Source organism: Pseudogemmobacter humi (assembly GCF_900609055.1).
GTDB classification, from domain to species: domain Bacteria; phylum Pseudomonadota; class Alphaproteobacteria; order Rhodobacterales; family Rhodobacteraceae; genus Pseudogemmobacter; species Pseudogemmobacter humi.
Genome location: NZ_UXAW01000058.1, coordinates 1 through 23,457 on the forward strand (window position 1 = coordinate 1; position 23,457 = coordinate 23,457).

The following is a 23,457-nucleotide window of genomic DNA, read 5'->3' on the forward strand; positions in this document are numbered from 1 at the left end:
GCCGACACCCCCGTCGGCCTTGCGGCACATCCCGCCGCCCGCCGCCCCGGAATTTGCCGCCCCCGAGCTGAGCTATTCGCGCACCTGCCCGCGCGGGCTGATTCTCTCGGGCAATTCGGTGTTCCGCCGCCTCGTGGGCCTGCCATGGCGCGAGCTGATCGGCGCCTCGCACAACGTCGTGCGCCATCCCGACATGCCGCGCGGCTTTTACCATCTGTTCTGGCAGAAGCTCGGGGCCGGCGAACCGGCGGTCGGCTATGTCCTGAACCGCAATACCGGCGGTGGCGGTTACTGGGTGCTCGTTGCCGCCATGCCCTGCGAAGGCGGCTATTTCTCGGTGCGGATGCGCCCCTCGGGCCCGTTGTTCGGCCCATTGCGCGCGGAATACGCGGGGTTGCGCGCGCGCGAGGAGGACGAGGCGCTTTCGCCCGCGGATTCGGCATTGGCGCTGACGGCGCGGCTCGGGGATCTGGGGTTTCCCGATTACGACGCCTTTGCCGCCCATATGCTGACGGGCGAGATCCGCAGCCGCGATCTGCAACTGGGAAGGCCGGTCGACCGCGAGGCCGAGGCGCTGTCCTCGCTGCTGACGCTGCTGGACGAGACGCTGTCCGAACAGGCGCGGCTGGTGGCGCAATTCTCGGATCTGGCGCTGCTGCCGGTGAACATGCGGCTGGTCGCGGCCCGGCTGGAGCCGCAGGGCGGGCCGATCAGCCAGATCGCGGTCAACTATAAGACCGCCTCGGAGGAAATCGCGCGCAGACTGGCGGAATTCGTCTCGGGCAAGGGCAATCTCTGCGGACGGATGGCCCATGCCGTGCGGCGCAGCCTGATTCTCGCCGGAACCTCGCGGCTCCAGGGGGAACTGGCCGAGCATTACCGCTGCGAAAGGCGCGATCAGGGCCGCGACGGCGACGAGCGGCGCGTCGAGGGCAAGGTGCTGGAACGGGTGATTCACGACAGCCGGATTTCGGCCCAGGCCTCACTGAAAGAGGCGGGGCGGCTGGCTTCGGTGCTGAACGATTCCAGCATGGATCTGCGGCGGATGATCCTCGGGCTGGACACGATCCGCATCCTCGCCCGGGTGGAAAGCCGCAAGACCGCGGAAAGCCAGGCGGCGCTGACCGCGACCATCGACCGGATCGACGAGGTTCAGGCCTCGGTCTCCGAAAGCCTCAGGGCGCTGATGGAGCGGGCGACCGCGATCGACCATGCTCTCGGCCTGCTGCGCGCGCCCGCGCGGCGGGCTGGCCGGTATGCCCCGCCGCCGTCTCCGGTCGGCTCTGCCGTTTCCGCCGCGGCGGGGCCTGATGTATAAAGGTCGCGGCCCGAATGTCGGGGCACGGCCCCCTTTCCCCCCTGCCTGGCTTGGGCTACCAATGCCCCATGCGCTGGACGATACCAAATACGCTGACGTTCCTGCGGCTCCTTGCGGCGCCCGGCGTGGCGGTGATGTTTCTCTACTTCCACCGGCCCTGGGCCGACTGGCTGGCGCTTTCGCTGTTCGTCGGCGCGGCGGTGACCGATTATTTCGACGGCTATCTCGCCCGGCTGTGGAAGCAGGAATCGAAATTCGGCGCCATGCTGGATCCGATCGCCGACAAGGCCATGGTGGTGATCGCGATCATGGTGCTGACCGGCTACAACGGCATGACCCCCTGGCTGATTCTGCCCGCCACCGTGATCCTGTTCCGCGAGGTCTTCGTCTCGGGGCTGCGCGAGTTCGTCGGCGCCACGGCCGGACAGCTGCGGGTGACGAAACTGGCGAAATGGAAGACCTCGGCGCAGATGGTCGCCATCGCCACGCTGTTTCTGGGCACCGGGCTGGAATATCTGAACGGCGTCGCCATGCAGGGCATGACGCCCGAGCAATATGTCGATGCCGTGCGCGAGGGGCTGGCCGATCCGATCCGCGCCTGCGGCAACCGCGACTGCGCCTCTTTCGCCAATCTGATCGGGCTGGTGCTGATCTGGATCGCCGCCGTGCTGACCGCGCTGACCGGCTGGGATTATCTGGTGAAGGCGCGGCCTTATCTGCGGGACGATCCATGATCGAGGTGCTTTATTTCGCCTGGCTGCGCGAGCGGATCGGGGTGCCGCGCGAGCGTGTCGAGACCCGGGCCGAAACCGTGGCCGGGCTGGTCGAGGAACTGATCGCGCGAGAAGAGCGTTACGCCCTTGCCTTCGCCGATCTCGCCAGCGTCCGGGTGGCGCTGGACCAGGAACTGGCCGATTTCCAGGCGCCGCTGGCGGGGGTGCGCGAGGTGGCGTTCTTCCCGCCGATGACCGGCGGCTGAGAGGGGACGGATGAAGATCTCGGTTCAGGCCGACGCTTTCGATCCGGGGGCGGAGCTCAACGCCTTCTCGGCCGGCGCGGCCGGTGCGGGGGCGGTGGTCAGCTTCTCGGGCGTGGTGCGCGACGAGGGCGGGCGGCTCAGCGGCATTAGCATCGAACATTACCCCGCGATGACCGGCAAGGCCATCGGCGCCATCGCGGCGGAGGCTGTCGAACGGTGGGATCTGAGCGACGCTCTGGTGATCCACCGCCACGGCGATCTGGCGCCTGGCGAGGTGATCATGATGGTCGCCACCGCCGCCCGCCACCGCGCCGCAGCCTTTGCGGCGGCGGAGTTCCTGATGGATTACCTGAAATCCCGCGCGCCGTTCTGGAAGAAGGAATACCATGCCGACGGCGCCGAATGGGTCGCGGCGAAAGACAGCGACGAGGATGCGCTCGGGCGCTGGGCGGGCTGAACTCCCGGGATCGGCCGGGTGAGGAAAACCCGGCGGAGCCAGCCAGACGGCGCTTCCCTCGCCGCAGCCGCCGAAGGTTGTGACCCGCCGGGCTGCTGAGGTCGCGTGGGGGACTTCGCCCGGGGCATGGTGCGGGTGGTGGAGGCCGCCGCATGGCCGATCCCGAATGTGTAAGTCAACAACGACGCGGCTGCCCTCAGCCGCCGAACCGCTCCGACCAGCAGGGCTGCGGATCTCCGGGCAGCGGGCGGGCGAGGAACACCGCACGGGCGATGGCGCGGGCGAGGCAGGTCGCGGCGCCATGGCCGATCTGGAATGTGTCGGTCAGCGGATCCTGCATCTCACGCGCCCCGGTCGCCGCCGCGAAAACCAGATCGCCGTCGAGCGGCGTATGCGACGGCAGGATCGCCCGCGCCATGCCGTCATGCGCGGCCACCGCCATCCGCAGCGCCTGCGCCTTGTCCAGCCGGGCGTCGGTGGCGACCACGGCGATGGTGGTGGCCTCGCCCTGGCGTTTCAGCGGCAGCGGTGCGTCCGGCGGGGCCATGCGCGGCGCTGGCCCGAGGCCGCCGAACTCCGCCCCTTCCTCGAACGGCGCGGCGTGAAACCACGGCCCGTCCCCCGCGGTCACGCTGCCGAGCGCGTTCACCGCCACCAGCGCGCCCACGGTGATCCCCGACGGCAGCACCGCCGAGGCGGAACCGAGGCCGCCTTTCCAGTGCCCGGTCATCGCTCCGAACCCCGCTCCCGCGCTGCCGAGGCCGAACCCGGGCGCCGCGGCCGCCAGCGCGGCGGCGCCGAGCGCGGGATAGGGGGACGCCGACCAGCCCTTGTCGCCGCCGTTCAGCAGGTCGAACAGGATCGCGCCCGGCACGATGGGCACGCGCTGATCGCCCACCGCAAAGCCCCGCCCCATGGCGCGAAGCCCCTGGGCCACGCCGGAACAGGCGTCCAGCCCGAAGGCCGATCCGCCCGACAGCACCAGCGCATCCACCTGTTGCACCAGCCGGTCGGGGGCCAGCAGGTCGGTCTCGCGGGTGCCCGGCGCGCCGCCCATCACATGCACCGCCGCGGTGAAGGGCCGTGCGGCCGTCAGCACCGTCACGCCAGAGCGCAGCCCGGCGTCATGGGCATTGCCGACCACAAGGCCGGCGACATCGGTGATCAGGTTGCGCGGGCCGGGCCGCATGGTCACGCCTCTCGTCGGGTTCCGGCCCGAGTCTGCCGCGTTCCGGCCGCCGGTGCCAGCCCTTTGGGAACGCGCCGAAATTCGCGGCCGCCGATAATGTTGCCAGATCGGCAACACTTTTCCCGCTTTGGGCGCTGGCGGCGGGCAAAATTTCCGTGTGAACCTTGACGCCCGGCCCCCGGAATGGCGCAAGGTGCGCCATCGCGGCCGCGTTGGCGCCGCCCGAGTCGTATCCTCATAGTCGAGACAGCCCCGTGACCTTCAGTTTTCCGCGCCTGATCGCGCTGATCGCCCTGCCGCTCATGGCGGCCTGCGGCGCCAGATCCACCGTCGAATCCCCGCAGCACGAACTGCCGGGCTATGAGGCGGTCGAGGACGGCAGCTTCCAGATCCCCGCGGTCGCCCCGCAATATCTGATCGAGGATCACCGCCGCGCCGAAGTCGCCTATAACGGCGAGGACGCGCCCGGAACCATCGTGGTCGATGTCTATGCCCGCAAGCTCTATTGGGTGCTGCCCGAGGGCCGCGCCATCCGCTACGCCATCGCGGTCGGGCGCGAGGGCACCTCGTTCCGCGGCGAGGGCTATATCGGGCGCAAGGCGCACTGGCCGTCGTGGACGCCCACGGCCAATATGATCCGCCGCCAGCCCGAGATGTATGCCGAATTCGCCGGCGGCCTGCCGGGCGGGCTGGAGAATCCGCTCGGCTCGCGCGCGCTTTACCTCTACCGCGGCGGGCGGGACACGATGTTCCGCATCCATGGCACGATCGACAACGGCTCGATCGGGCTGGCGACCAGCGCGGGCTGCATCCGGCTGTTCAACCAGGACGTGATGGACCTTTACGAGCGCGCCGACAGCGGCACCCGCGTGCGGGTGCGCACCGAGGCCGAGAGCCTGGAGCTGGAGGGCCCGCAGATGGACGACGCCTGGGGCCGCGCCGTGCCCGAGACGCCGGAGAACATCGCGAAGAAGGAACGCGACCTGGTGGCCGTTGCCGCCGCCGAAAAGGCCGAGGCCGAGCGCAAGGCCAAAGCCGAGGCCGCCGAGAGGAAGGCCGCTGAGAAGGCCGAGGCCAAACGCCTGCGTCAGTGCAAGCGCAAGGGGATCGACCCCGCCGATTGTCCGGTGCCGGTGGCGTCGGAAGCCTGAACGAAAACAGGGCCACCCGCCGGGGTGGCCCTTTCGCTTTCTCAGCCTGTCAGATTCAGGCGCGGATCACATAGTCTTTCAGCGTGGTCTCGACCACCTCCCAGGTGCCCTCGTAGCCTGGGCGGATGATGTAGCTGTCGCCCGCTTTCAGATGGGTCTGGTTGCCGTCCTTGTCGGTCAGGATCGAATGGCCCTCGTGGATGTAGACATATTCCCATTCGGCGTAGGAGATCTTCCACTTGCCCTTCGTCGCCTGCCACATCCCCGAGTAAAGCCCGTCGGTCTCCTCAAGGCTCCAGGTGGTGTGGACCGGATCGCCGGCCAGCACGAGTTCCGGCGCCGGGCGCTCGGTTTCGGGGGTCGTTCCGTCGCGGGTGACGCGCAGGATCAGGGGGTGGGTCATCGCTTGTTTCCTTCTGTGCGGATTCCGCGGCCATTGGCCCTGCGGCGCCCCTCTCCGTCAAGGGTCAGTTCGGGGGCTGCGCGGTGCTGCAATGCGGCGTAATTCCTTGCACAAGCTGCGGCGCTGTGCCCTTATGCCGGGCAGTTCACGAATACGGGAAGCTGCCATGAGCGCCACCTCTTCCGCCAGGGCGGTTCTGCCGCCCGACATCAGGGCCATGAAAGGCGTGGCGCCGATCGTGGTGCTGACCGCCTATACCACCCCGGTGGCGCGGCTGGTCGACCCGCATTGCGACGTGGTTCTGGTGGGCGACAGCCTCGGCATGGTGCTGCATGGCCTGCCCTCGACGCTGGGCGTGACGATGGAGATGATGATCCTGCACGGCCGCGCCGTGGTCCGGGGGGCCTCGAAGGCCATGGTGGTGATCGACATGCCGTTCGGCTCATACGAGGAAAGCCCGCAGCAGGCGTTCCGCAACGCGAGCCGCCTGATGGCCGAGACCGGCGCGGTGGCGGTCAAGCTGGAGGGCGGGGTGCATATGGCGGAAACCATCGCCTTCCTGACCGCGCGCTCGGTGCCGGTGATGGCCCATATCGGGCTGACGCCGCAATCGGTGAACACGCTGGGCGGCTACAAGGTGGTCGGCCGGGCCGATGAGGCCGAAAAGGTGATGGAGGACGCCCGGGCGGCGCAGGCGGCCGGGGCGTTTTCCGTGGTGCTGGAGAAGGTGCCCGAGGGTCTGGCCGCACGCATCAGCCAGCAGCTCGATATCCCCACCATCGGCATCGGCGCGGGCGTGCATTGCGACGGCCAGGTGCTGGTGGTCGACGACATGCTGGGCCTGTTCACCGAATTCCGCCCGAAATTCGTCAAACGCTATGCCGAACTGGGCCGCACTGCCGATGAGGCGATCGCCGCCTATGCCGCCGACGTGCGCGCCCGGCAGTTCCCCGCCCCGGAACACGCTTTCGCCGACAGCCTGCCGAAGGCCGGCGGATGACCCGCATCGTTCACGGCAAGGCGGAGCTGCGCGACCTGGTGCGGTCCTGGCGCGCGGAAGGCACGCTGATCGGTGTGGTGCCCACGATGGGTGCGCTGCATGAGGGGCATCTGTCGCTTGCCCGCCGCGCGCGCGCGGAATGCGGAAGGGTGATCACCACGATCTTCGTCAACCCGCGCCAGTTCAACAACCCCGACGACCTCAGCCGTTATCCCCGCACGCTGGAAAGCGATGCGGCGCTCTTGCGCCAGGTGCCGGTGGACGTGATCTTCGCCCCCGATGTCGATGAGGTCTATCCCGAGGGATTCGCGACCACCGTCTCGGTGGGCGGCGTGTCCGAGCCGCTGGAGGGCCGGATGCGCCCGGGCCATTTCGACGGGGTGGCGACGGTGGTGACCAAGCTCTTCGGCATGACCGAGGCGCAGCGCGGCTATTTCGGCCAGAAGGACTGGCAGCAGTTGCAAGTCGTCAGCCGGCTGGTCAGGGACCTGAACCTGCCGGTCGAGATCGTCGGCTGCGAGACCGTGCGCGAGGCGGACGGGCTGGCGATGTCCTCGCGCAACGTCCGGCTGACGCCCGCGGGCCGTGCCACGGCGCCGGTGCTCTGCGCGGCGATCTCGGCGGCGGCGGCGGATATCCGGGCCGGGCAGTCCGACCGGATGGCGATCCGCGAGGCGGCCGAAACCATGCGCCGCGCCGGTTTCGAGCGGGTGGAATATATCGAGCTGCGCGACGCGGAAACGCTGATGCCTTCGGACGATCCCCGGCGCCCGCGCCGGATGCTGGCCGCGGCCTGGCTCGACGGAGTGCGGCTGATCGACAATATCCCGGTGTAAGAAGAAGGGGGCCCTGCCCCCGCCGCTCCTGCGGAGCGACTCCCCCGGGGTATTTCTATCAGGGTGAATGGGATTTCTCCCTGATAGAAATACCCCCGCCGGAGGCACGCCCCGGTTGGCGCGCGAGCGCCGGAGGCGAGGCAAAAGGCTTGCGGCGCAGCCGCGCGATTTCCTGGCCGCGCATCGGGCATAGGGAATTCACACCTTGCAAGCCCATGCCGGCGCAACCACTTTCCCGTTTCGGCGGGCAGGCGTTTTGCGTAACATCGCCGGGGTGATTGCAGGTTGACCGGCCACGGAGGGCGCGATGGCGGATTTCGAGACACAGATCCTTGAGAGCGAAAAGCAGGTCCGCGCGGCTCAGGAGAAGATCACCGCCCTGACCGCGGTGATCGAAACCGCCGGGATCAAGGCCGAACAGGGCATCGGGATCGACGTGGAAAACGCCACGCTTGAAGACGTGCACAGGCACACCGATGTGATGAACGCCAATATCGCCGAGCTGATCATGGGGCTCGACGATGTGACGGCGGCGTTTTCCAGGGATTTCGACGAGATGCGCTCGAAAACCGGCTGGGAGAGCTTCGTCGGCATCTTCTCGTCCGGGAAATCCGAATCCCTGCGGCAGGAGAGGCTGCGCGCCGCCTCGATCGACGACAAATTGCAGGATCTGATCTCGAAATCCGACGTGATCGTGAAGCTGTTGCAGGGCCAGCTTGATCTGCTGAACGGGCAGAAGGCGAAGGTCGAGGCCAATCTCTCCGGCACGCTCACCGACCGCGAGGACACCGTGGCCGCTCTGGAAGCGGTGCGCCGCGAGATCGCCGCGATGGACCCGCGGCTGATCGAGCTGGAGAACCGGATCGCCGTGGAAACCGACGCGGCCGCGCGCACCAAGCTGGAGACCGAACTGGCCGGGCTGAATGCGAAGCACAATGCGCTGGTGCAGGACGAACAGGTCAAGCTGGCCCGCAGCCAGACGCTGGAGCGTTATATCGAGAAGGGCAAGACCTGGGTCGACAGCCTGACGAACCAGGCCGCGACCCAGCTGGTGCTGATCAACAAGCTGCAAACCGACACCAGGCAGCGGGTGGTGCTTTATGACGCGCTGACCTCGTCGCTGAAGACCGCGCAGCAGCAGGATGTGGCGCACCGCATCAACGAGATCGGGGTCAAGACCGACCAGGAGGCCCAGGCGGCGATGGCCGCCATCGGCTCGGCCACCAATGCGAAAATGGCCGACATGCTGGAAGCGCATGAGGGCCATATGGTCTTTGCCCGCAAGATCCTTGAGGAAAAGGCCAAAGCCGACGAGCGTTTCGCCCGCCGTTTCGCCGCAATAGTCGAGAAACACGACAAGAACGCCTATGGGGGATGATGGGTGGCCGGGCTTCTGAGCCGGGCTTTTCCGCCCGGGCTTCTTCTGATCGCGCTCGGCATCGTGCTCATCGGCCTTGGCGCGGTGCTTGACCATTACGACCTGCACCGCGCCCAGTGGTATCTGGGCGAGGGCGGGCTGGTGGCGCTCAGCCTCGGCGGGGTGATGGCCGTGGTGGCGGTGATCGCGCTTTTGCTGACGCCCGCCGGGGGGGACGGCGATGGCTGAGAACGGCGTCAAAGAGGCGCTGGTCAGCGACCATGCCGCGCTTTACGATCCGAATGTGGCGCAACGCTATTTCGCGAAATTCGGCAGGATCGGCGGCTGTTTCGCCCGGATCGCGGCGGAGCTGGAGAAAGAGAACCGCCTGAACCGGACCGAAACCCGGATCCTCGGCCAGTATCTCAACGCGCTGATCGGCACCTTCCGGGCGCTGAACCACAAATATCTGATGACCGGCCGCGCCGAGGGCGCTCCGGGCCTGACCATCGACCGTCACGAATCCGGCTTTCCGGTGGCGCAGGAACTGCTGATGATGGCGGTGGACGCCCAGCAGGCGGCGAAACATCTGGCCGGTATGCCCTCGGTGGCGGAACTGCGTGACCGGATGGTGCGCATCATCGTGGGCGAGCTGAAAGTGCCCACCGCGTTGCAATTCGCGCTCAGCCAGCGGCTTTATTACGAGGCTTTGCAGGCCGGGGGCCTGTTCCAGGCCCGCAACGGCCCGGATGTGCAATGGCTGGGCCAGGAGGGCGAGCGGCGGCGCTTCCTGCTGCACTGGGCGGTCTGGGATGCCCAGGTCAACCTGCCGGTGGTCTGGCTGATGGAGGTGCTTGACAGCGGCAAGCGTCCGCTGCCCGAGGACGCATACCGCTGGCCCGGGATGCAGCAGAAGCTGCTGGCGCAGTCGCTCGCGGGGCTGAAGCTGGTGACGGTCGCCACCGGATTCGACAAGGATTTCGACGAGGCGAGCCCGGTCCGGCTGCGCCGCATCACGCTCGGCCCGATGTATTCCGCCGGCTTCACCCTGCAATCGGGGCCGATCTCGCGGGTGCTGGAAGATGCGCGCGCGCCCGAGGGCGAGGACTGGGCGCTGGTCTGGACCATCGAGGATCTGGTCTCGGACCGCGAAGAGATGGTGAAGGACGGCTGGTTCTCGTCGCGCCGCCGCCAGGTGTTCCGGCTTGACCCGCTGACCGGGGCGGACACCGGCGCCACCCGGCTGGAACGGATGATCGTGCTGCCCGAGCGGCCCTATCAGGTGCTGGTGGAGCAGGATCCGCCCGGTTTGCGCGGGATCAGGAAATTCGTGGTGGGGGCGGGGGGGCGCCTCATTCCCGGCGCCTGAGAACGCCGGGGCTTTGCCCCGGACCCCAGGGTATTTAGGTCAGGATGAAAGCAAAGGGGTTTTCATCCTGACCCAAATACCCCCGCCGGAGGCGCAGGTTTGAGCCGGAAGATTTGGCCGGAAAGGTAAGCGATGGTTGCGCGCGATACGATGGAACTGAAAGAAGAGGCGATCCGCGCGCAATATGAGGCGGCGCTCGGGCTGATCTCGGGCTTCGATCACGCGCCGCGGCTGGCGAAACCTCTGGAGGCGGCGCCGGTGGCGGAACGCTCGCCCGGGGTGGGTGCCCGGCCGCGGTTCCGCTCGACCGTGCCGGGGATGGCGGCGCATGTCACCGCGCGCCCTGGCAGCGTGCGGCTGGTCGAGCGGATCGGCGGGCTCTCGGATGGGCTGGTCTCGCCGGAACAGGCGGCGGCGCTGAACGTCTTGCGCCGGGCCGTCGCGGTGGCGCTTGCCATGGGCGAGACTTTCGCCGCGCAGTCGGGGCTGGCCGAACTGAAGCGCGCCAATCTGGAGGGGCGGATCCCCGAAGGGAAGCGCGCCGAATTTGGCGAGCTGTTGCAGGCCGAGGCGCTGGTCGTGCTCTTCACCTTCGCCAATGCGAGCGCCTTTCTGATCGCGCCGCATCTGGGCAGCCAGAGCGTCGCGATCGGCGAGGTCGGGGAGGTGCTGACCGACAACGCGCCGCTCGCCTTGCAGGGCGCGTTGTGGGAACTCGACCAGGACATCGCGGTGCTGGCCTCGGACGACGCCCGCCTCGTCGCCACGATCTCGGCCTTTGCCGAGGCGCTGATGGCCAAGGTCGCGCTTCGGGCCGAGGGTGTGGCGCGGGTCTCGGCTTTCACCCAGGGCTCGTGGAAGGTCGAGGCCGATCAGCTGACCATCGCCGGGTTCCGGCCCGCGCGGGCCGCGAAAGGCGGCCAGATCGCCATGGCCTTCAAGAAACCGCATGAGGTGGTGGGCAACCATATCGCCAAATACCAGAGCCTGCGGCTGGCGAAGATGCTGATGGCCTATGATTTCGAGCGCCGGCTGAACCCCTTCGCCGAACTCGGTGGCTTCATCTTCACCTTCATGGGCGACGGCAAGCCCGGCACCGGCAAGACCACGCTGATCCAGATGATGGCGGGGCTGCTCAACGACTACTGTCAGGCGGCGGGCTATCCGTTCCGCTACCAGAACTTTTCCATCGACCAGATCGACAGCTATCAGGGCAAATCGGGCCAGAACGCCAAGGCCTTCATCGACGCGGTGCTCGATCCCGGGGTGATCGGGTTCGGGACCATCGACGACATCGACCAGGTGGCCGGGAAACGCGGTGACCGGCAGTCCTCGGCCGGTCAGCAGGAGGTGACGGCGGTCTTCATGCAGGCCTTCGCCGGGGCGGGCACGGTGGTGCGCGGCAACTGCACTTTCGGGATGTTCAGTAACTACCCCGAGAACGTCGACGACGCGCTTCGCCAGCGCGCCGGCGCCCGCTTCCTGGTCGACGGGCCGCAGACGCGCGAGGATTACATCGACATCCTCTCGCTGCTGCTGGGCAGGAACCATTCGATCCCGCTCGGCGATCACGATCTTTTCGCCGCGCAGGAGATCAGGAAGGCCGTCGCGGCCAGTTACGAGGGCCATTCCCGCCCGCACGAATCCGGCCTGATAAAGGTCTGGCAGGAGGTGGAGGGGCTGCTCGGCCCGCTGAACACGCTGGCGAAGATCGGCGCCTATCTCAAGGCGATCCAAGAGGCCGACGAGCGTTTCACCGGCCGGGCGATCAGGAACATCACCGACGCGGTGAAGGTCCGGGCGATGGATTTCGAGCTGCCGGATGAGTGGATGGAGGACCCGGATCTGTTCCTGTTCAAACCCTACGACACCAAGCTGGCGATGATCCGCGATCTGATGACGCCGGTCACGGTGGAGATGGTGATCCAGGAGGTCAACCGCTACGCCGATTCCGAATTCCGCTATGCCGACAATTCGGATGAGGTTGCGATTCAGGGAATGGTGCGCGACTTCGGCCGCCAGGAAGAGGCGAAGCGGCGCTATCTGGAGGGCAAGGGGTGAGCGAAGAGGCGGAATGGCGCTTCTGGCGACCGGGAAACCCTACCCTCTGGGGTGTTTTGTTCAGTATTGCACTGGCAGGTGTCACCATCTGGCTGGCCAGGCGAGACTGGTGCTATAGTTCCGACAGCGGTGAACTGATCTGCATGGTCAAATGGCAGGCTTTTCTCGCCTCATCCCCCAACGAGGTGGGGGACGCTCTCGCCGGCTTCGCGGGCGTTCTGGCCTTCATCTGGGTTGCGGTGACGGTTGCCCTCCAGTCTGCGCAATTACGTGCGCAGCGCGAGGAGTTGCGGCTGACCAGAAAAGAGATGGAAGAGCAGCGCAAAGCGACACAGGATATGGCGCGATCCCTGGCGCGAGAGGCCGCAATCTTCGAGGATGAACAACTGCGCCGTAATCAGGCCGAGTCCTGGGCCGTCGTTCAGGAACTCATCAACACGTTCCGCCGTCGTTTCCCTGTCGATCCTGAATATCGTCCGATCAAATGGCTCGTAAAAGGCAAAGATCCGAGGGTGTTGGGCTACGAGAGAGGAGATACCAACCTTCGGGACCTGCGCGATGACGAATTCATGTCACGTGCCCTTGGGGCCGTGCGTAAGCATTGTCATTCCCAGGTAATGAAAGCGATGCGGAGCGGAGAATCCATGGAGCGGACAGGCGACGTGCTTCTGGCCGAATTGCACGACCTGATCCGGCGGATGCTTGGGCATACAGGGCAGTTGGCAGGGGCCCGAAGGATCTTTCTGGAAGCCTGCAAACTCAGCGAATGGGATATGGTTCTGACCGATCTCCGGAGTGCCGGAGCGCCGGCTGGGGGAGGAAAATGAAACGCCTCATCACCCGCGGCCTGATGTTTGGCAATCTGATCGAGGTTTCCTCGCCGCAGCTTGTCGCGCGGTATAACCGGGCGCTCAGGATGCTCATCGGGCGAGAGACGGCGCTGAGTGATTTCCATATCGATCTGTCGGGCTATTCGCCCGAGATCGGCGATGAATTCGGCGATCATTTCTATCTCAACCCGAACGGGGCGAACCGGCAGTTCATCCTGCTGACCACGGCGCAGAAAGAGGCGCCGCTTCTGAACATCCGCTTTTCCACCTCGCGCTCGATCCTGACCCGGTTCATCGAGGCGAACGAGGCGCAGCTTTTCGCGCTGACCGCCCGCGATGTGGTGGCGGGCGAGTTGCAGGGCTCGGTCTATGCGGTGGACAGCCCGGCGAAACTGCTGGATCTGCGGCGCGTCACGGTCGAGGCAGATACGATCGGCGGCCATGTGGCGGATGCCGGAAAGCTCGCGGGGCTGATCGAACGCTTCCGGCGCGAGCCCGACGGCTGGCGCGACGAGGCGCTGATCGCCGGGATGATCCAGCTTGCGCGCCGCACCGGCGATGTGACGCGGGTGCCGATCCATCTGCCCGCGATGAGTTTCGAGCAGCCGGATTTCTGGACCAGCCTGTTCGGCGGGCTCTATGTCTTTCAGGGCCAGAAATTCCCCGCGGTGATCTCGCGCGGGGGCGTGACGGGGCTTGGCCAGATGCCGGTCGGCCAGGTGATGGATTTCACCCACCGCAACCATATCGCCGACTGGCTGGAGAGGAACGGCCTCGTCGAGCCCATCGTCCAGGCGCGCGGCACCAACGGGGGGGCGATCCTGCGCCAGAAGATGGATTTCATCCTGCTGGATGCCGCCGACAGCCTGGGGATCGATGTGGGCGACGCGCGGCGCACCGAGTTGCGCAAGGTGGCCTACAAGCTCGGCCCGGCGCTGCCGGACGAATTCCTCGGCCTCGCCGCGATGCTGCGGTGGGTCGAGGAGGCCGGGCCCTGGCCGCAGATCTCCAGCGAGCATCCGGCCTATTTCTACACTCTGCGCGGGCGGCCGGGGCCGGACCGCGATCTGGTCAACATGCTGCTCTCGGAACTGTCACCGATGGATGTGCGCCAGCTTTTCATCACCCATAAAGAGCGGTTCTACGAGGATTATCGCGGCTGGAGCGAGAAGAAGCGCGAATATGTCGCCGATTTCCTCGCCCGCGAATATCAGGTCGACAAGGAAGGCGCGCGCGAGGCCCTGTTCGGACCAGAGCCGAAGATGGACGAACTGGCCCGCCCCGACATGCGTGAAGGGCCGAAGCCAACCCGCGAATTGCGTGATATCGTCGGCCCCTGGGGCGCCATGCGCCCGGGACAGGGGCGCGCGCAGGGGGAGCGACGATGATCATCAACTGGGTGAGGCTGGCCTTCTTCATGCTGATCGGGCTGACCGTGGCCTATCTGCTGGCCTCGATCTATTCGCGCTCGGTCCGTCGCGAGAAGCTGGAGAAGCACTGGGACGCCAAAGGGCTGGAGGGCGACCGCACGGCCTTTATCGAGGCCGGGATGCGTGGCTATGAAAAGGGGCTGAAACGGCGGCTGTTGTGGCTTATCTATATCATCCCCATGGTCGCCTTCACCGCGATCTTCTTCTATGTGAACTGGTACTGAGCCGATGCGATATGTGAAATGGACCTTCTGGCTGCTCATCTTCGTCCTGGTCGGGGGCTTTCTGCACTACACCCTGCCGCAGCATGACATCGTGCGGATCGTGGGGATCGAGAATCGCCGTATCGACATCGGCGAGAATTCGATCTTCTGGTCGCGTGCCGAGGTGGGGATGACCGATTCCACCAGCCGCGACGTGTTCTTCATCAATGCCGTCTATCCGAACGGCAAGACGATGGAATACCGCAACGAGGATACCGGCTGGGGCTGGCCGCCCTATTTCAAGATCGACAGTTTCGGGCTTCAGACCCGGACGAAGGATCTGGTCTCGACCGCTTCGGATCCGGTCTGGGTCCAGGTCACCCATTACGGCTGGCGCAACAAGTTCTTCACCATCTTCCCCAATGCGGTCTCGGTGAAACGGGTGGCGGGGCCGGATGTCACGGTGATTCCCTGGGTGTCGATCATCGTCCTGGTGACGCTGGCCTTCATCCTGTTCATGATCCGCCGGATGTGGATGCAGTTCCGCGAGCGGATGGTGGATCCGGCCATGGTGCGGGCGGAACAGGCGTTCGACCGGGTGGATGCGCGCGCCGATGAGGTGCGGGCGGGCGCGCGCGGGCTCTGGGGCCGGTTCCGTTCCTGGCTCGACAGCTGGAAATCGAAGCCGAAACGCTGATGCGGGGCGCCCGGAGTTTTCCAAAACTCCGGGCAATTTTCTTCGAAGAAAATTGCAAATTCCTTGGAAGGAATTTGGCCTCTTACCCGCGCAGCGCGCCGCCGGTGGCCTTGGTCACCTTTTCGACGATCTTTTTCGAGACCGCCTCGATATCGGCCTCGGTCAGGGTCTTGTCGGTCGGTTGCAGACGCACGGTCAGCGCGATCGACTTCTTGCCCGCGCCCATCTGAGCTTCGGCCTTGTCGCCGGTGAACTGGTCGAACACCCGTACGCTTTCGATCAGCGCCTTGTCGGCGCCCTGGGCGGCGTTCACCGCGGTCAGCGCCTCGACCCTTCCATCGACGACGAAGGCGAAATCGCGCTCGACCGCTTGCAGATCGCGGATCGTCAGCGCGGGCCGGGTGGGGGTTTTCACCTTCGGTGCCGGGATATTGGCGAGGCGCAGGGTGAAGGCCACCGCCTGGCCTTTGATGCCCATGGCGTTCAGCACCCGGGGATGGATCTCGCCGAAAGTGGCAAGCTGGTTCGGCCCGAGGCCGATCACCCCGGCGCGGCCCGGATGCCACCAGCCGTCGGTTTTGCGGCTGATCTGCACCCGCGAAGGCGCTCCGAGGGCGGCGAGCACCGCCTCGGCATCGGCCTTTGCGTCGAACACATCGACCGGGCGGCGCGAGGCCCAGGGGTCGCGCGGCGCCGTCGCGCCGACCAGCAGGCCTGCGGCCTGAACATGCTGCTCGCCCGGCTCGCCGCCGTCGAACACCGGGCCGACCTCGAACAGGGCCAGATCCTGGAAGCCGCGGGCCTGATTGCGCGCCGCGGCCGCCAGCAGGCCCGGCAGCAGATCGGGGCGCAGATGGGTCATCTCGGATGAGATCGGGTTTTCCACCCTGACCGCATCGGATCCGCCGCCGAACAGCACCGCCGCGCGGGCGTCTATGAAGCTGTAGGTCACGCATTCGTTGTAGCCGAGCGCGGCGATGGTGCGGCGCGCGGTCTTCTCGCGGCTTTGCATCGGCGTGAGGATCGGGCGCAGCACGCCGGGCTGGGTCCGCCTCAGGGGCGCGCCTTGCAGTTTGGTCAGGCTGGCGATCCGGGCGACTTCTTCGATCAGATCGGCCTCGCCCTGCACGTCCGGCCGCCAGGAGGGCGGGCTGGCCATCAGCCCGTCCATGGTGAAGCCGAGCGCCTCCAGTGTGCGGATCTGCTCTGCCTCGGGGATCTCCATGCCGACGAGGCTGACGACCCTTGCCGGGTCCAGCCGATACGCCCGCGTGCTGTCCAGGGCCGCGCCGTCCTCTACCACCTCGCTGGCCTCGCCGCCGCAGAGGTCGAGGATCATCCGCGTGGCCAGTTCCAGGCCGGGCAGGGTGAAGGCCGGGTCGGCGCCGCGCTCGAATCTGTAGCGCGCGTCGGAATTGACCTTCAGCGCGCGGCCGGTGGCGGCGACGGTGATCGGATCCCACCAGGCGCTTTCCAGAAACACGGTGGTGGTCTCATCGGTGCAGCTGGTGTCCTCGCCGCCCATGATGCCGGCAAGGCTCTCCGGTCCGCGCTGATCCGCGATCACCATGTCGCCCGCGCGCAGGCTGTGGGTCTTGCCGTCGAGCGTCAGCAGGCTCTCGCCTTCCCGCGCCGGGCGGATGTGCAACTCGCTGCCCGCCATCCGGTTCACGTCGAAGACGTGCAGCGGGCGGTTCAGCCCATAGGTGAAATAGTTGGTGATATCGACCAGCGCCGAGATCGGCCGCAGCCCCACGGCCTTGAGCCGCGCCGCCAGCCAGTCGGGCGAGGGCCCGTTCTTCACGCCACGGATCACCCGGCCCGCGAAATGCGGAGCACCCCTGGCCTTGAGGCTGTCGTCGATCCGCACCGAGACCGGGCTGGGGAAGCTGCCCGGCACCGGCACGATGTCCAGCGGTTTCAGCCGCCCGAGACCGCGCGCCGCAAGGTCGCGCGCCACGCCGCGGATGCCGAGCGCATCGGGGCGGTTCGGGGTGATCTTGATCTCGATCACCGGATCGTTCAGCCCGCGATAATCGACGAACCTTGCGCCCAGGGGGGCATCCTCGGGCAATTCGATGATGCCGTCATGCGCGTCGGACAGCATCAGCTCGCGTTCCGAGCAGAGCATGCCGTTGGAATCGACGCCGCGGATATTGCCGGGTTTCAGATCGACCCCGGTGCCGGGCACATGGGTGCCCGGGGGGGCGAAGACCCCCACCAGCCCTGTGCGGGCATTGGGCGCACCGCAGACTACCTGGACCTCGACCGGATCGGAACCCGGCCCGCCCGGATATGTCGCCACCCGGCAGACCCGCAGCCGGTCGGCGTTGGGGTGCTGCACCGCCTCGATCACGCGGCAGATGCGGAAGGCGCCGAGCGCGGCGGCGGGATCCCCGATCTCTTCGACCTCAAGGCCCAGATCGGTCAGCGTATCGGCGATTTCCGTCACCGAAGCCTCGGTGTCCAGATGATCGCGCAGCCAGGAGAGGGTGAATTTCATCGGTAACTTCCGCAAGCGACAGGCGTTCAGCCGCAGGGATTAGCGCAAAGGCGGGAAAAGGGAAAGCAGATGGGATTCGCCCGGCACCGGAAACAGGCTGTTGCCGGGGTTGTGGGGCGCGGCCCGGCGCATATCGTGATAAACCCGGCCCATGAATATCTGGCTTCGCCCTCCTGGCCGTCCGCGCCGCCGGCCCCCGGTATGGGGGCTTTGCCTGATGATGGCTCTGACCGCGATCGCCTTTTTGCAGGCGGGCGCCACCGGGCCGTAACGCCCTGCGGCATCGCTGCCGCGACCCCTTCGGCATCAGCTCCCGGCGGCGTTCTGACGCTTGCCCCTTCCGGGAGACGGGATTAATGGCTTTGCCAGCCATTTCCCCGGAGGACAGCCCATGCGCAATGAGCGTTTCGACAAATCGAAACTTCCCAGCCGCCATGTGACCGAGGGCCCCGCCCGCGCGCCGCACCGCAGCTATTTCTACGCTATGGGCATTTCCGAGGAAGAGATCCATCAGCCCTGGGTCGGCGTCGCCACCTGCTGGAACGAGGCCGCGCCCTGCAACATCGCGCTGAACCGTCAGGCGCAGTCGGTGAAGATGGGCGTCAAGAAGCAGGGCGGCACGCCGCGCGAATTCACCACCATCACCGTGACCGACGGCATCGCCATGGGGCATGAGGGGATGCGCTCGTCGCTGGCCTCGCGCGATGCCATCGCCGATACGGTCGAGCTGACCATGCGCGGCCATTGCTATGACGCGCTGGTGGGCCTTGCGGGCTGCGACAAATCGCTGCCGGGGATGATGATGGCGATGGTGCGGCTGAACGTGCCGAGCGTCTTCGTCTACGGCGGCTCGATCCTGCCGGGCAAGCTGAACGGCAAGGATGTGGTGGTCCAGGACGTGTTCGAGGCGGTCGGCAAACACGCCGCGGGCACGATGTCGGATGCCGAGCTTCAGATCCTCGAACGTGTCGCCTGCCCGAGCGCGGGGGCCTGCGGCGGGCAATATACCGCGAACACCATGGCCTGCGTGTCTGAGGCCATCGGGCTGGCGCTCCTGAACTCGTCGGGCGCCCCCGCGCCTTACGAGAGCCGCGACCAGTATGGCGATTTCTCGGGCCAGGCGGTGATGAACCTGATCCACAAGAACATCCGCGCCCGCGACGTGGTGACGAGGAAGGCGCTGGAAAACGCCGCCCGCGTGGTGGCCTGCACCGGCGGCTCGACCAATGGCGGGTTGCACCTTCCCGCCATCGCGCATGAGGCCGGGATCGACTTCGACCTGTTCGATGTCTGCGATATCTTCCGCGACACGCCCTATTTCGTGAACCTGCGCCCGGGCGGCGAATATGTCGCCAAGGACCTGCACGAGGCCGGCGGCGTGCCGGTCGTCATGAAGGAACTGGCGAAGGCGGGGCTTTTGCACCTCGACTGCCTCACCGCCTCGGGTGAGGAACTGGGCGAAAGCCTCGGCCGCATCACCCATGAGCCCGACGGCAAGGTGATCCATTTCATCGACAAGCCGCTCACGAAAACCGGCGGCGTGGTCGGTCTGCGCGGCAATCTGGCGCCCGATGGCGCCATCGTGAAGGTCGCCGGGATGTCTGAGGCCGAACAGGTCTTCACCGGCCCGGCCCGCGTGTTCGAATGTGAGGAAGAAGCCTTCGAGGCGGTGCAGCGCCGCGACTACAAGGAAGGCGATGTGATCGTCATCCGCAATGAGGGCCCCGCAGGCGGGCCGGGGATGCGCGAGATGCTCTCGACCACGGCGGCACTGTCGGGCCAGGGCATGGGCAAGAAGGTGGCGCTGATCACCGACGGCCGGTTCTCGGGCGCGACGCGGGGCTTCTGTGTCGGCCATGTCGGCCCCGAGGCCGCGCATGGCGGGCCGATCGCGCTGCTCAGGAATGGCGACATGATCACCCTGAACGCGGTGACGGGCGAATTGTCGGTGGCGCTGTCGGACGAGGAACTGGCGAAGCGCAAGGCCGAGTGGAAAGGCGCGAAGCCGACCGATTACAATTCGGGATCGCTGTGGAAATACGCGAAACTCGTCGGCTCGGCCCGCTATGGCGCCGTCACCCATCCGGGGGCAAAGTCCGAGACCCATGTCTATATGGATCAGTAAGTTCCTCTTCCCCGCGCTGCTGCTTGCGGCCTGCGTTCCCGCCACCACCGGCGGGGGCAGCGGGGCGAGCGTCAGTTTCCTGAACGGCGAGATCCGCGCGGTCCCGCCGTCGGGCTATTGCACCGATCCGCGCGCCAGCCACGATTCCGGCCAGGGCGCGGTGATCCTGATGGGCCGCTGCCCGGGGAAGGGGGCCGCCGTCCCGGCGCTGATCACCGTCACGCTTGGGGCGCCCGGATCCTCGGCGGTGCTGAAGAACGGTGCGAAGGCTTTGTCGGACTATTTCGTCTCTCCCCCCGGCCGCGCCGCGCTGGCGCGCGACGGCCGGCCCGGCTCGGTGCGGGTGGCGAAGACCGCGCTTTCCGAAGGCGCGCTGGTGCTGCGGGTCGAGGACCGGGCGGTCGGCGGCTACTGGCGCGCGGTGCTGGGGCTGAAGGGGCGGCTCGTCACCATCTCGGTCATGGCCCCCGAAGGCGCCAGCCTGCCCGAAGAAGCCGGGCGTGAGATTCTGGAGCGGACCATGGCCTCGATGCGCGCGGCCAACCGCAGCGCGGCGGCGAAACCCGCGGCAACCACCGATTAAGCTATTGGCAGAATGATCGTTTTCCTGCGATATGGGGGCGGTTTCCATTCCGCAGACATTCGCGCGCCCCGCCGGGGGAGGCGAGGCAAGAGGACAGGGCAATGGCAGGGGGGCTGAGGGGGGTTCTGGACCGGCTGCTGTTCCGCCGGGCGCTGGCGCGCTGGTCGCGCAGCGCGGCAGAGACCCCGGGCATGGCCCTGTCCGAACTGCGTGCCCTGCGCGGCGTGGCCCGCCAGACCCGCCGCCAGATCGACCGCCTGCTGCATGAGGCGGAATACCGGCTGGGGCTGCCGGTGATCGGTTCGAACTCGTTCCGCCGGCTGCCCGGCACCGACTGGGCCTGGCGCCCCGATCTGTGGAAAGGGCCGATCCCGGTCCCCGGCATGGCCTCGGTCCAGGGCCGCTCGCTGATCAGCGCTGGCACGACCCTGTTCCACGACTGCCGCCGCTCGGAACTGACGGTGCGCCAGATCCGCAATACGCGCGAAGAGGATGTGGCGCCCTTCGGCTTCCGCATGGACGTGTTCCGCTTCGACGGCTCGTTTCTCTCGCTGGTGCTCGATCTGCCGGAAGAGGCGGCGCAGGGGCTGAAACTGCGGCATCTGATCCGGCTCGACGCCATCGTCGAGATGGAGAAGCCGCTGGAGATCTTCGTGCGGCTCAACATCAAGCACGGGCCGAATGTCGAACAGGTGGTGCGTGAGCTGCCGCTTTCGGGCGATGAGATGATGGTGGAATTCGACCTGGCCTATACCAGGGTCAACGAGAAGCGGGTCGAGAAACTCTGGATCGACCTGATTTTCGAGGGCCCCGAGATGAACCAGGTCATCCTTCGGGATCTGACGATCAGCCGCAGGCCGCGGGCGGAATTGTGAGGGGTGCAGAATGAGCGATTGCGTGAAACTGTCCCAGACCCGCATCCGCGCGGGCGTGTGGGAGGGGATCCTGTCGGGTGCGGGCGATGTGCCCCCCGCGCTGGAAGTCGCCCTGCGCGAACGCGCGCTGGCGGGCCTGTCCGTCACCCCGGTCGCGGGCCGCAGCGGCGAATATGCGGTCAGGGTGCCGATCCCGGCGGATGTGCTGAGCGAGGGGGTGCAGACCTTCCTGATCCGTCGCAAGGAAGACGGGGCGGGCGACACGGTGCTGGCGCATTTCACCATCATCACCGGCGTGGCGATGGAGGACGATCTGCGCGCCGAGTTCGACCTTTTGCGCGCCGAACTCGACATGCTCAAACGCGCCTTCCGCCGGCATTGCCTGGAAACCATGGCGCAGGGCTGAACCGGCGCAGGGGGCTTTGCCCCCGTCTTCGCTTTCGCGAAGACTCCCCCAGGATATTTTCAGACAGAAAATGAACCCGGGACTGCCCCTGTCATTTTCTGTCTCTTAAATATCCCCGCGCGGCGCGCATCCGCTCCCTTCAGGGAGCGGACCACTTACATTCTTCCGGTTTTCCTCAGCCGCACATGCCAGGACAAAGCCTCTTCCAGGATATGCGGGGTGTGGCCGCCGAAGGCGAGCGCACGGCGGTAGTAATCGGCGAGGCTTTCGCGCCAGTCGGGATGGGCGCAGTTCCCGATGATCTTCACCGCGCGCTCGCGCGGCGCGAGGCCGCGCAGATCGGCGAGGCCCTGTTCGGTCACGAGGATGTCCACGTCATGTTCGGTGTGATCGACATGGCTCACCATCGGCACCACCGAGGAGATCGCGCCGCCTTTGGCGATGGATTTGGTCACGAACACCGACAGCATCGCATTGCGCGCGAAATCGCCCGAGCCGCCGATCCCGTTCATCATCTGCGTGCCCATCACATGGGTGGAATTGACGTTGCCGTAGATGTCGAATTCCAGCGCGGTGTTGATCGCGATCAGGCCGAGGCGGCGCACCACCTCGGGGTGGTTGGAAATTTCCTGTGGGCGCAGGATCAGCCTGGGCTTGTAGCGGTCGAAATGCGGCATCACTTCGGCGTTCTTTTCGGCCGAAAGCGTGATCGAGGAACCCGAGGCGAAGCTGAGCTTGCCGGCATCCATCAGATCGAAGGTCGAATCCTGCAAGACCTCGGAATACATCCGCAGATCCTCAAACGGGCTGTCGATCAGCCCGTGCAGCACCGCATTCGCAATCGTGCCGATCCCGGCCTGCAACGGCGCCAGCCGCCGCGTCAGCCGCCCCGCCGCCATCTCGGATTCGAAAAACCGGATCAGATGGCCGGCGATGGCGCGGGTCTCGTCGTCGGGCGGCCGGATCGCGGCCGAGCTGTCGTGTTTTTCGGTGATCACGATGGCGGCGATCTTCGCCGGGTCGATCGGGATCCAGGGCGTGCCGATCCGGCTGTCGCAGGTCACCACCGGAATCGGCATCCGGTTCGGGAAATAGCTGGGGATATAGACATCGTGCAGCCCCTCGAATGACAGGGGCTGGGCGGTGTTGATCTCGATGATCACCTGTTTCGCCAGAATCGCGAAACTCGCCGAATTGCCAATCGAGGTGGTGGGGATGATCCCGCCGTCCGAGGTGATCGAGGCCGCCTCGATCACCGCCACATCCACCGGCGGAATCTGGCCGCGGCGCAGTTGCTCCACCGTTTCCGACAGATGCTGGTCGATGAACATCACCTCGCCCGCGTTGATCGCGCGGCGCAGCCCGGCATCCGACTGGAACGGCATCCGCCGCGCCGTCACCTTCGCCTCGGCGAGGATCTTGTCGAGGTCGTGGCCGAGGCTCGCCCCGGTCATCAGGGTGATTTTCAGCGGATCATGCTTTGCGCGTTCGGCCAAAGCCAGCGGCACCGCCATCGCCTCGCCCGCGCGGGTGAAGCCCGACATGCCGACGACCATCCCGTCTTTGATCAGCGCCGCCGCCTCGGACGCCGACATGACGCGCGCGTGCAGGGCTTCGTGGCGGATACGGTCGTGCATGAAATCCTCCTCGGGTGGTTCGGGCCTCATCTGCCGCTGCCGGGCGGG

At 66.7% G+C, this 23,457-nt stretch carries 23 protein-coding genes; 19 read left to right on the forward strand and 4 right to left on the reverse strand.

The genetic code is table 11. From position 1 onward, the window contains the following. The 4 genes from XINFAN_RS21665 to XINFAN_RS09210 form a co-directional block, all read left to right on the forward strand. A partial coding sequence (locus tag XINFAN_RS21665; RefSeq protein ID WP_160144581.1) for a PAS domain-containing protein occupies window positions 1–1,318 on the forward strand: 1,318 nt, incomplete at its 5' end. A 68-nt stretch (window positions 1,319–1,386) separates the two neighbouring features. Further along, window positions 1,387–2,052, forward strand: a complete 666-nt coding sequence (gene pgsA / locus XINFAN_RS09200) for a CDP-diacylglycerol--glycerol-3-phosphate 3-phosphatidyltransferase (RefSeq protein ID WP_124086205.1) — start codon at window positions 1,387–1,389, stop codon at window positions 2,050–2,052. After that, entirely contained in the window at window positions 2,049–2,297 is a 249-nt protein-coding gene (gene moaD, locus XINFAN_RS09205; RefSeq protein ID WP_124086206.1) for a molybdopterin converting factor subunit 1, read from the forward strand. Before pgsA ends, moaD begins: the two co-directional genes overlap by 4 nt. Before the next feature lie 10 nt (window positions 2,298–2,307). Next, the gene (locus tag XINFAN_RS09210) at window positions 2,308–2,754 is read left to right on the forward strand and encodes a molybdenum cofactor biosynthesis protein MoaE (RefSeq protein ID WP_124086207.1); all 447 of its coding nucleotides are present in this window, start codon (window positions 2,308–2,310) and stop codon (window positions 2,752–2,754) included. 196 nt (window positions 2,755–2,950) lie between these two features. Here XINFAN_RS09210 and XINFAN_RS09215 read toward each other — a convergent pair whose 3' ends face one another. Next, window positions 2,951–3,943 (reverse strand): P1 family peptidase, encoded by a 993-nt coding sequence (locus XINFAN_RS09215; RefSeq protein ID WP_124086276.1) that lies wholly within the window; start codon window positions 3,941–3,943, stop codon window positions 2,951–2,953. 254 nt (window positions 3,944–4,197) lie between these two features. On the opposite strand from XINFAN_RS09215, the gene XINFAN_RS09220 reads away from it, so the two are divergent. Then, window positions 4,198–5,094 carry a L,D-transpeptidase gene (locus tag XINFAN_RS09220; protein WP_435530861.1) on the forward strand — a complete coding sequence of 299 codons (897 nt, stop codon included), beginning with the start codon at window positions 4,198–4,200 and terminating at the stop codon, window positions 5,092–5,094. A gap of 55 nt (window positions 5,095–5,149) precedes the next feature. Here the strand turns inward: XINFAN_RS09220 and XINFAN_RS09225 are convergent, their stop codons facing one another. Beyond that, the gene (locus tag XINFAN_RS09225) at window positions 5,150–5,497 is read right to left on the reverse strand and encodes a cupin domain-containing protein (RefSeq protein WP_124086208.1); all 348 of its coding nucleotides are present in this window, start codon (window positions 5,495–5,497) and stop codon (window positions 5,150–5,152) included. Between the two features lie 166 nt (window positions 5,498–5,663). Here XINFAN_RS09225 and panB point away from each other — a divergent pair, with 166 nt between their 5' ends. From panB to XINFAN_RS09275, 10 genes are all read left to right on the forward strand, one after another. After that, entirely contained in the window at window positions 5,664–6,497 is an 834-nt protein-coding gene (gene panB, locus XINFAN_RS09230; RefSeq protein WP_124086209.1) for a 3-methyl-2-oxobutanoate hydroxymethyltransferase, read from the forward strand. After that, a complete protein-coding gene (panC, locus tag XINFAN_RS09235) occupies window positions 6,494–7,333 on the forward strand; it encodes a pantoate--beta-alanine ligase (protein ID WP_124086210.1) in 840 nt (279 codons plus the stop codon). Before panB ends, panC begins: the two co-directional genes overlap by 4 nt. A 307-nt stretch (window positions 7,334–7,640) precedes the next feature. Continuing rightward, window positions 7,641–8,711 (forward strand): type III PLP-dependent enzyme domain-containing protein, encoded by a 1,071-nt coding sequence (locus XINFAN_RS09240; RefSeq protein WP_124086211.1) that lies wholly within the window; start codon window positions 7,641–7,643, stop codon window positions 8,709–8,711. 3 nt (window positions 8,712–8,714) lie between these two features. Continuing rightward, window positions 8,715–8,939: a hypothetical protein gene (locus tag XINFAN_RS09245; RefSeq protein WP_124086212.1), complete on the forward strand. Its 225-nt coding sequence runs from the start codon at window positions 8,715–8,717 to the stop codon at window positions 8,937–8,939. Continuing rightward, window positions 8,932–10,059 carry a hypothetical protein gene (locus XINFAN_RS09250; RefSeq protein ID WP_124086213.1) on the forward strand — a complete coding sequence of 376 codons (1,128 nt, stop codon included), beginning with the start codon at window positions 8,932–8,934 and terminating at the stop codon, window positions 10,057–10,059. The genes XINFAN_RS09245 and XINFAN_RS09250 overlap by 8 nt, the downstream gene beginning before the upstream one ends. Before the next feature lie 132 nt (window positions 10,060–10,191). Next, on the forward strand, window positions 10,192–12,120 hold the full coding sequence (locus XINFAN_RS09255) for an AAA family ATPase (RefSeq protein WP_124086214.1): 1,929 nt from the start codon (window positions 10,192–10,194) through the stop codon (window positions 12,118–12,120). Beyond that, window positions 12,117–12,947, forward strand: coding sequence for a hypothetical protein (locus XINFAN_RS09260; RefSeq protein ID WP_124086215.1), 831 nt, complete (start codon window positions 12,117–12,119; stop codon window positions 12,945–12,947). The genes XINFAN_RS09255 and XINFAN_RS09260 overlap by 4 nt, the downstream gene beginning before the upstream one ends. Next, complete coding sequence (locus tag XINFAN_RS09265; RefSeq protein ID WP_124086216.1) at window positions 12,944–14,338, forward strand: DUF6638 family protein; 1,395 nt, start codon at window positions 12,944–12,946, stop codon at window positions 14,336–14,338. Before XINFAN_RS09260 ends, XINFAN_RS09265 begins: the two co-directional genes overlap by 4 nt. After that, a complete protein-coding gene (locus XINFAN_RS09270) occupies window positions 14,335–14,604 on the forward strand; it encodes a hypothetical protein (protein ID WP_124086217.1) in 270 nt (89 codons plus the stop codon). The genes XINFAN_RS09265 and XINFAN_RS09270 overlap by 4 nt, the downstream gene beginning before the upstream one ends. A 4-nt stretch (window positions 14,605–14,608) precedes the next feature. Beyond that, window positions 14,609–15,280, forward strand: a complete 672-nt coding sequence (locus XINFAN_RS09275; RefSeq protein ID WP_124086218.1) for a DUF1523 family protein — start codon at window positions 14,609–14,611, stop codon at window positions 15,278–15,280. An 82-nt stretch (window positions 15,281–15,362) separates the two neighbouring features. On the opposite strand, the gene pheT is transcribed toward XINFAN_RS09275, so the two are convergent. Next, the gene (gene pheT / locus XINFAN_RS09280; protein WP_124086219.1) at window positions 15,363–17,783 is read right to left on the reverse strand and encodes a phenylalanine--tRNA ligase subunit beta; all 2,421 of its coding nucleotides are present in this window, start codon (window positions 17,781–17,783) and stop codon (window positions 15,363–15,365) included. A 391-nt stretch (window positions 17,784–18,174) separates the two neighbouring features. Between pheT and ilvD the strand changes: the two genes are divergently transcribed. The 4 genes from ilvD to XINFAN_RS09300 all read left to right on the forward strand — a co-directional run bounded on the left by ilvD (window position 18,175) and on the right by XINFAN_RS09300 (window position 21,772). After that, a complete protein-coding gene (gene ilvD / locus XINFAN_RS09285) occupies window positions 18,175–19,908 on the forward strand; it encodes a dihydroxy-acid dehydratase (protein WP_124086220.1) in 1,734 nt (577 codons plus the stop codon). Then, the gene (locus XINFAN_RS09290; RefSeq protein ID WP_124086221.1) at window positions 19,889–20,491 is read left to right on the forward strand and encodes a hypothetical protein; all 603 of its coding nucleotides are present in this window, start codon (window positions 19,889–19,891) and stop codon (window positions 20,489–20,491) included. Before ilvD ends, XINFAN_RS09290 begins: the two co-directional genes overlap by 20 nt. 101 nt (window positions 20,492–20,592) lie before the next feature. Then, window positions 20,593–21,366: a DUF6478 family protein gene (locus XINFAN_RS09295; RefSeq protein ID WP_124086222.1), complete on the forward strand. Its 774-nt coding sequence runs from the start codon at window positions 20,593–20,595 to the stop codon at window positions 21,364–21,366. A gap of 10 nt (window positions 21,367–21,376) precedes the next feature. Beyond that, window positions 21,377–21,772, forward strand: coding sequence for a hypothetical protein (locus XINFAN_RS09300; RefSeq protein WP_124086223.1), 396 nt, complete (start codon window positions 21,377–21,379; stop codon window positions 21,770–21,772). 155 nt (window positions 21,773–21,927) lie between these two features. Here XINFAN_RS09300 and scpC read toward each other — a convergent pair whose 3' ends face one another. Then, window positions 21,928–23,439 (reverse strand): succinyl-CoA:acetate CoA-transferase ScpC, encoded by a 1,512-nt coding sequence (gene scpC, locus XINFAN_RS09305; RefSeq protein WP_233352175.1) that lies wholly within the window; start codon window positions 23,437–23,439, stop codon window positions 21,928–21,930. Window positions 23,440–23,457: the final 18 nt, after the last annotated feature.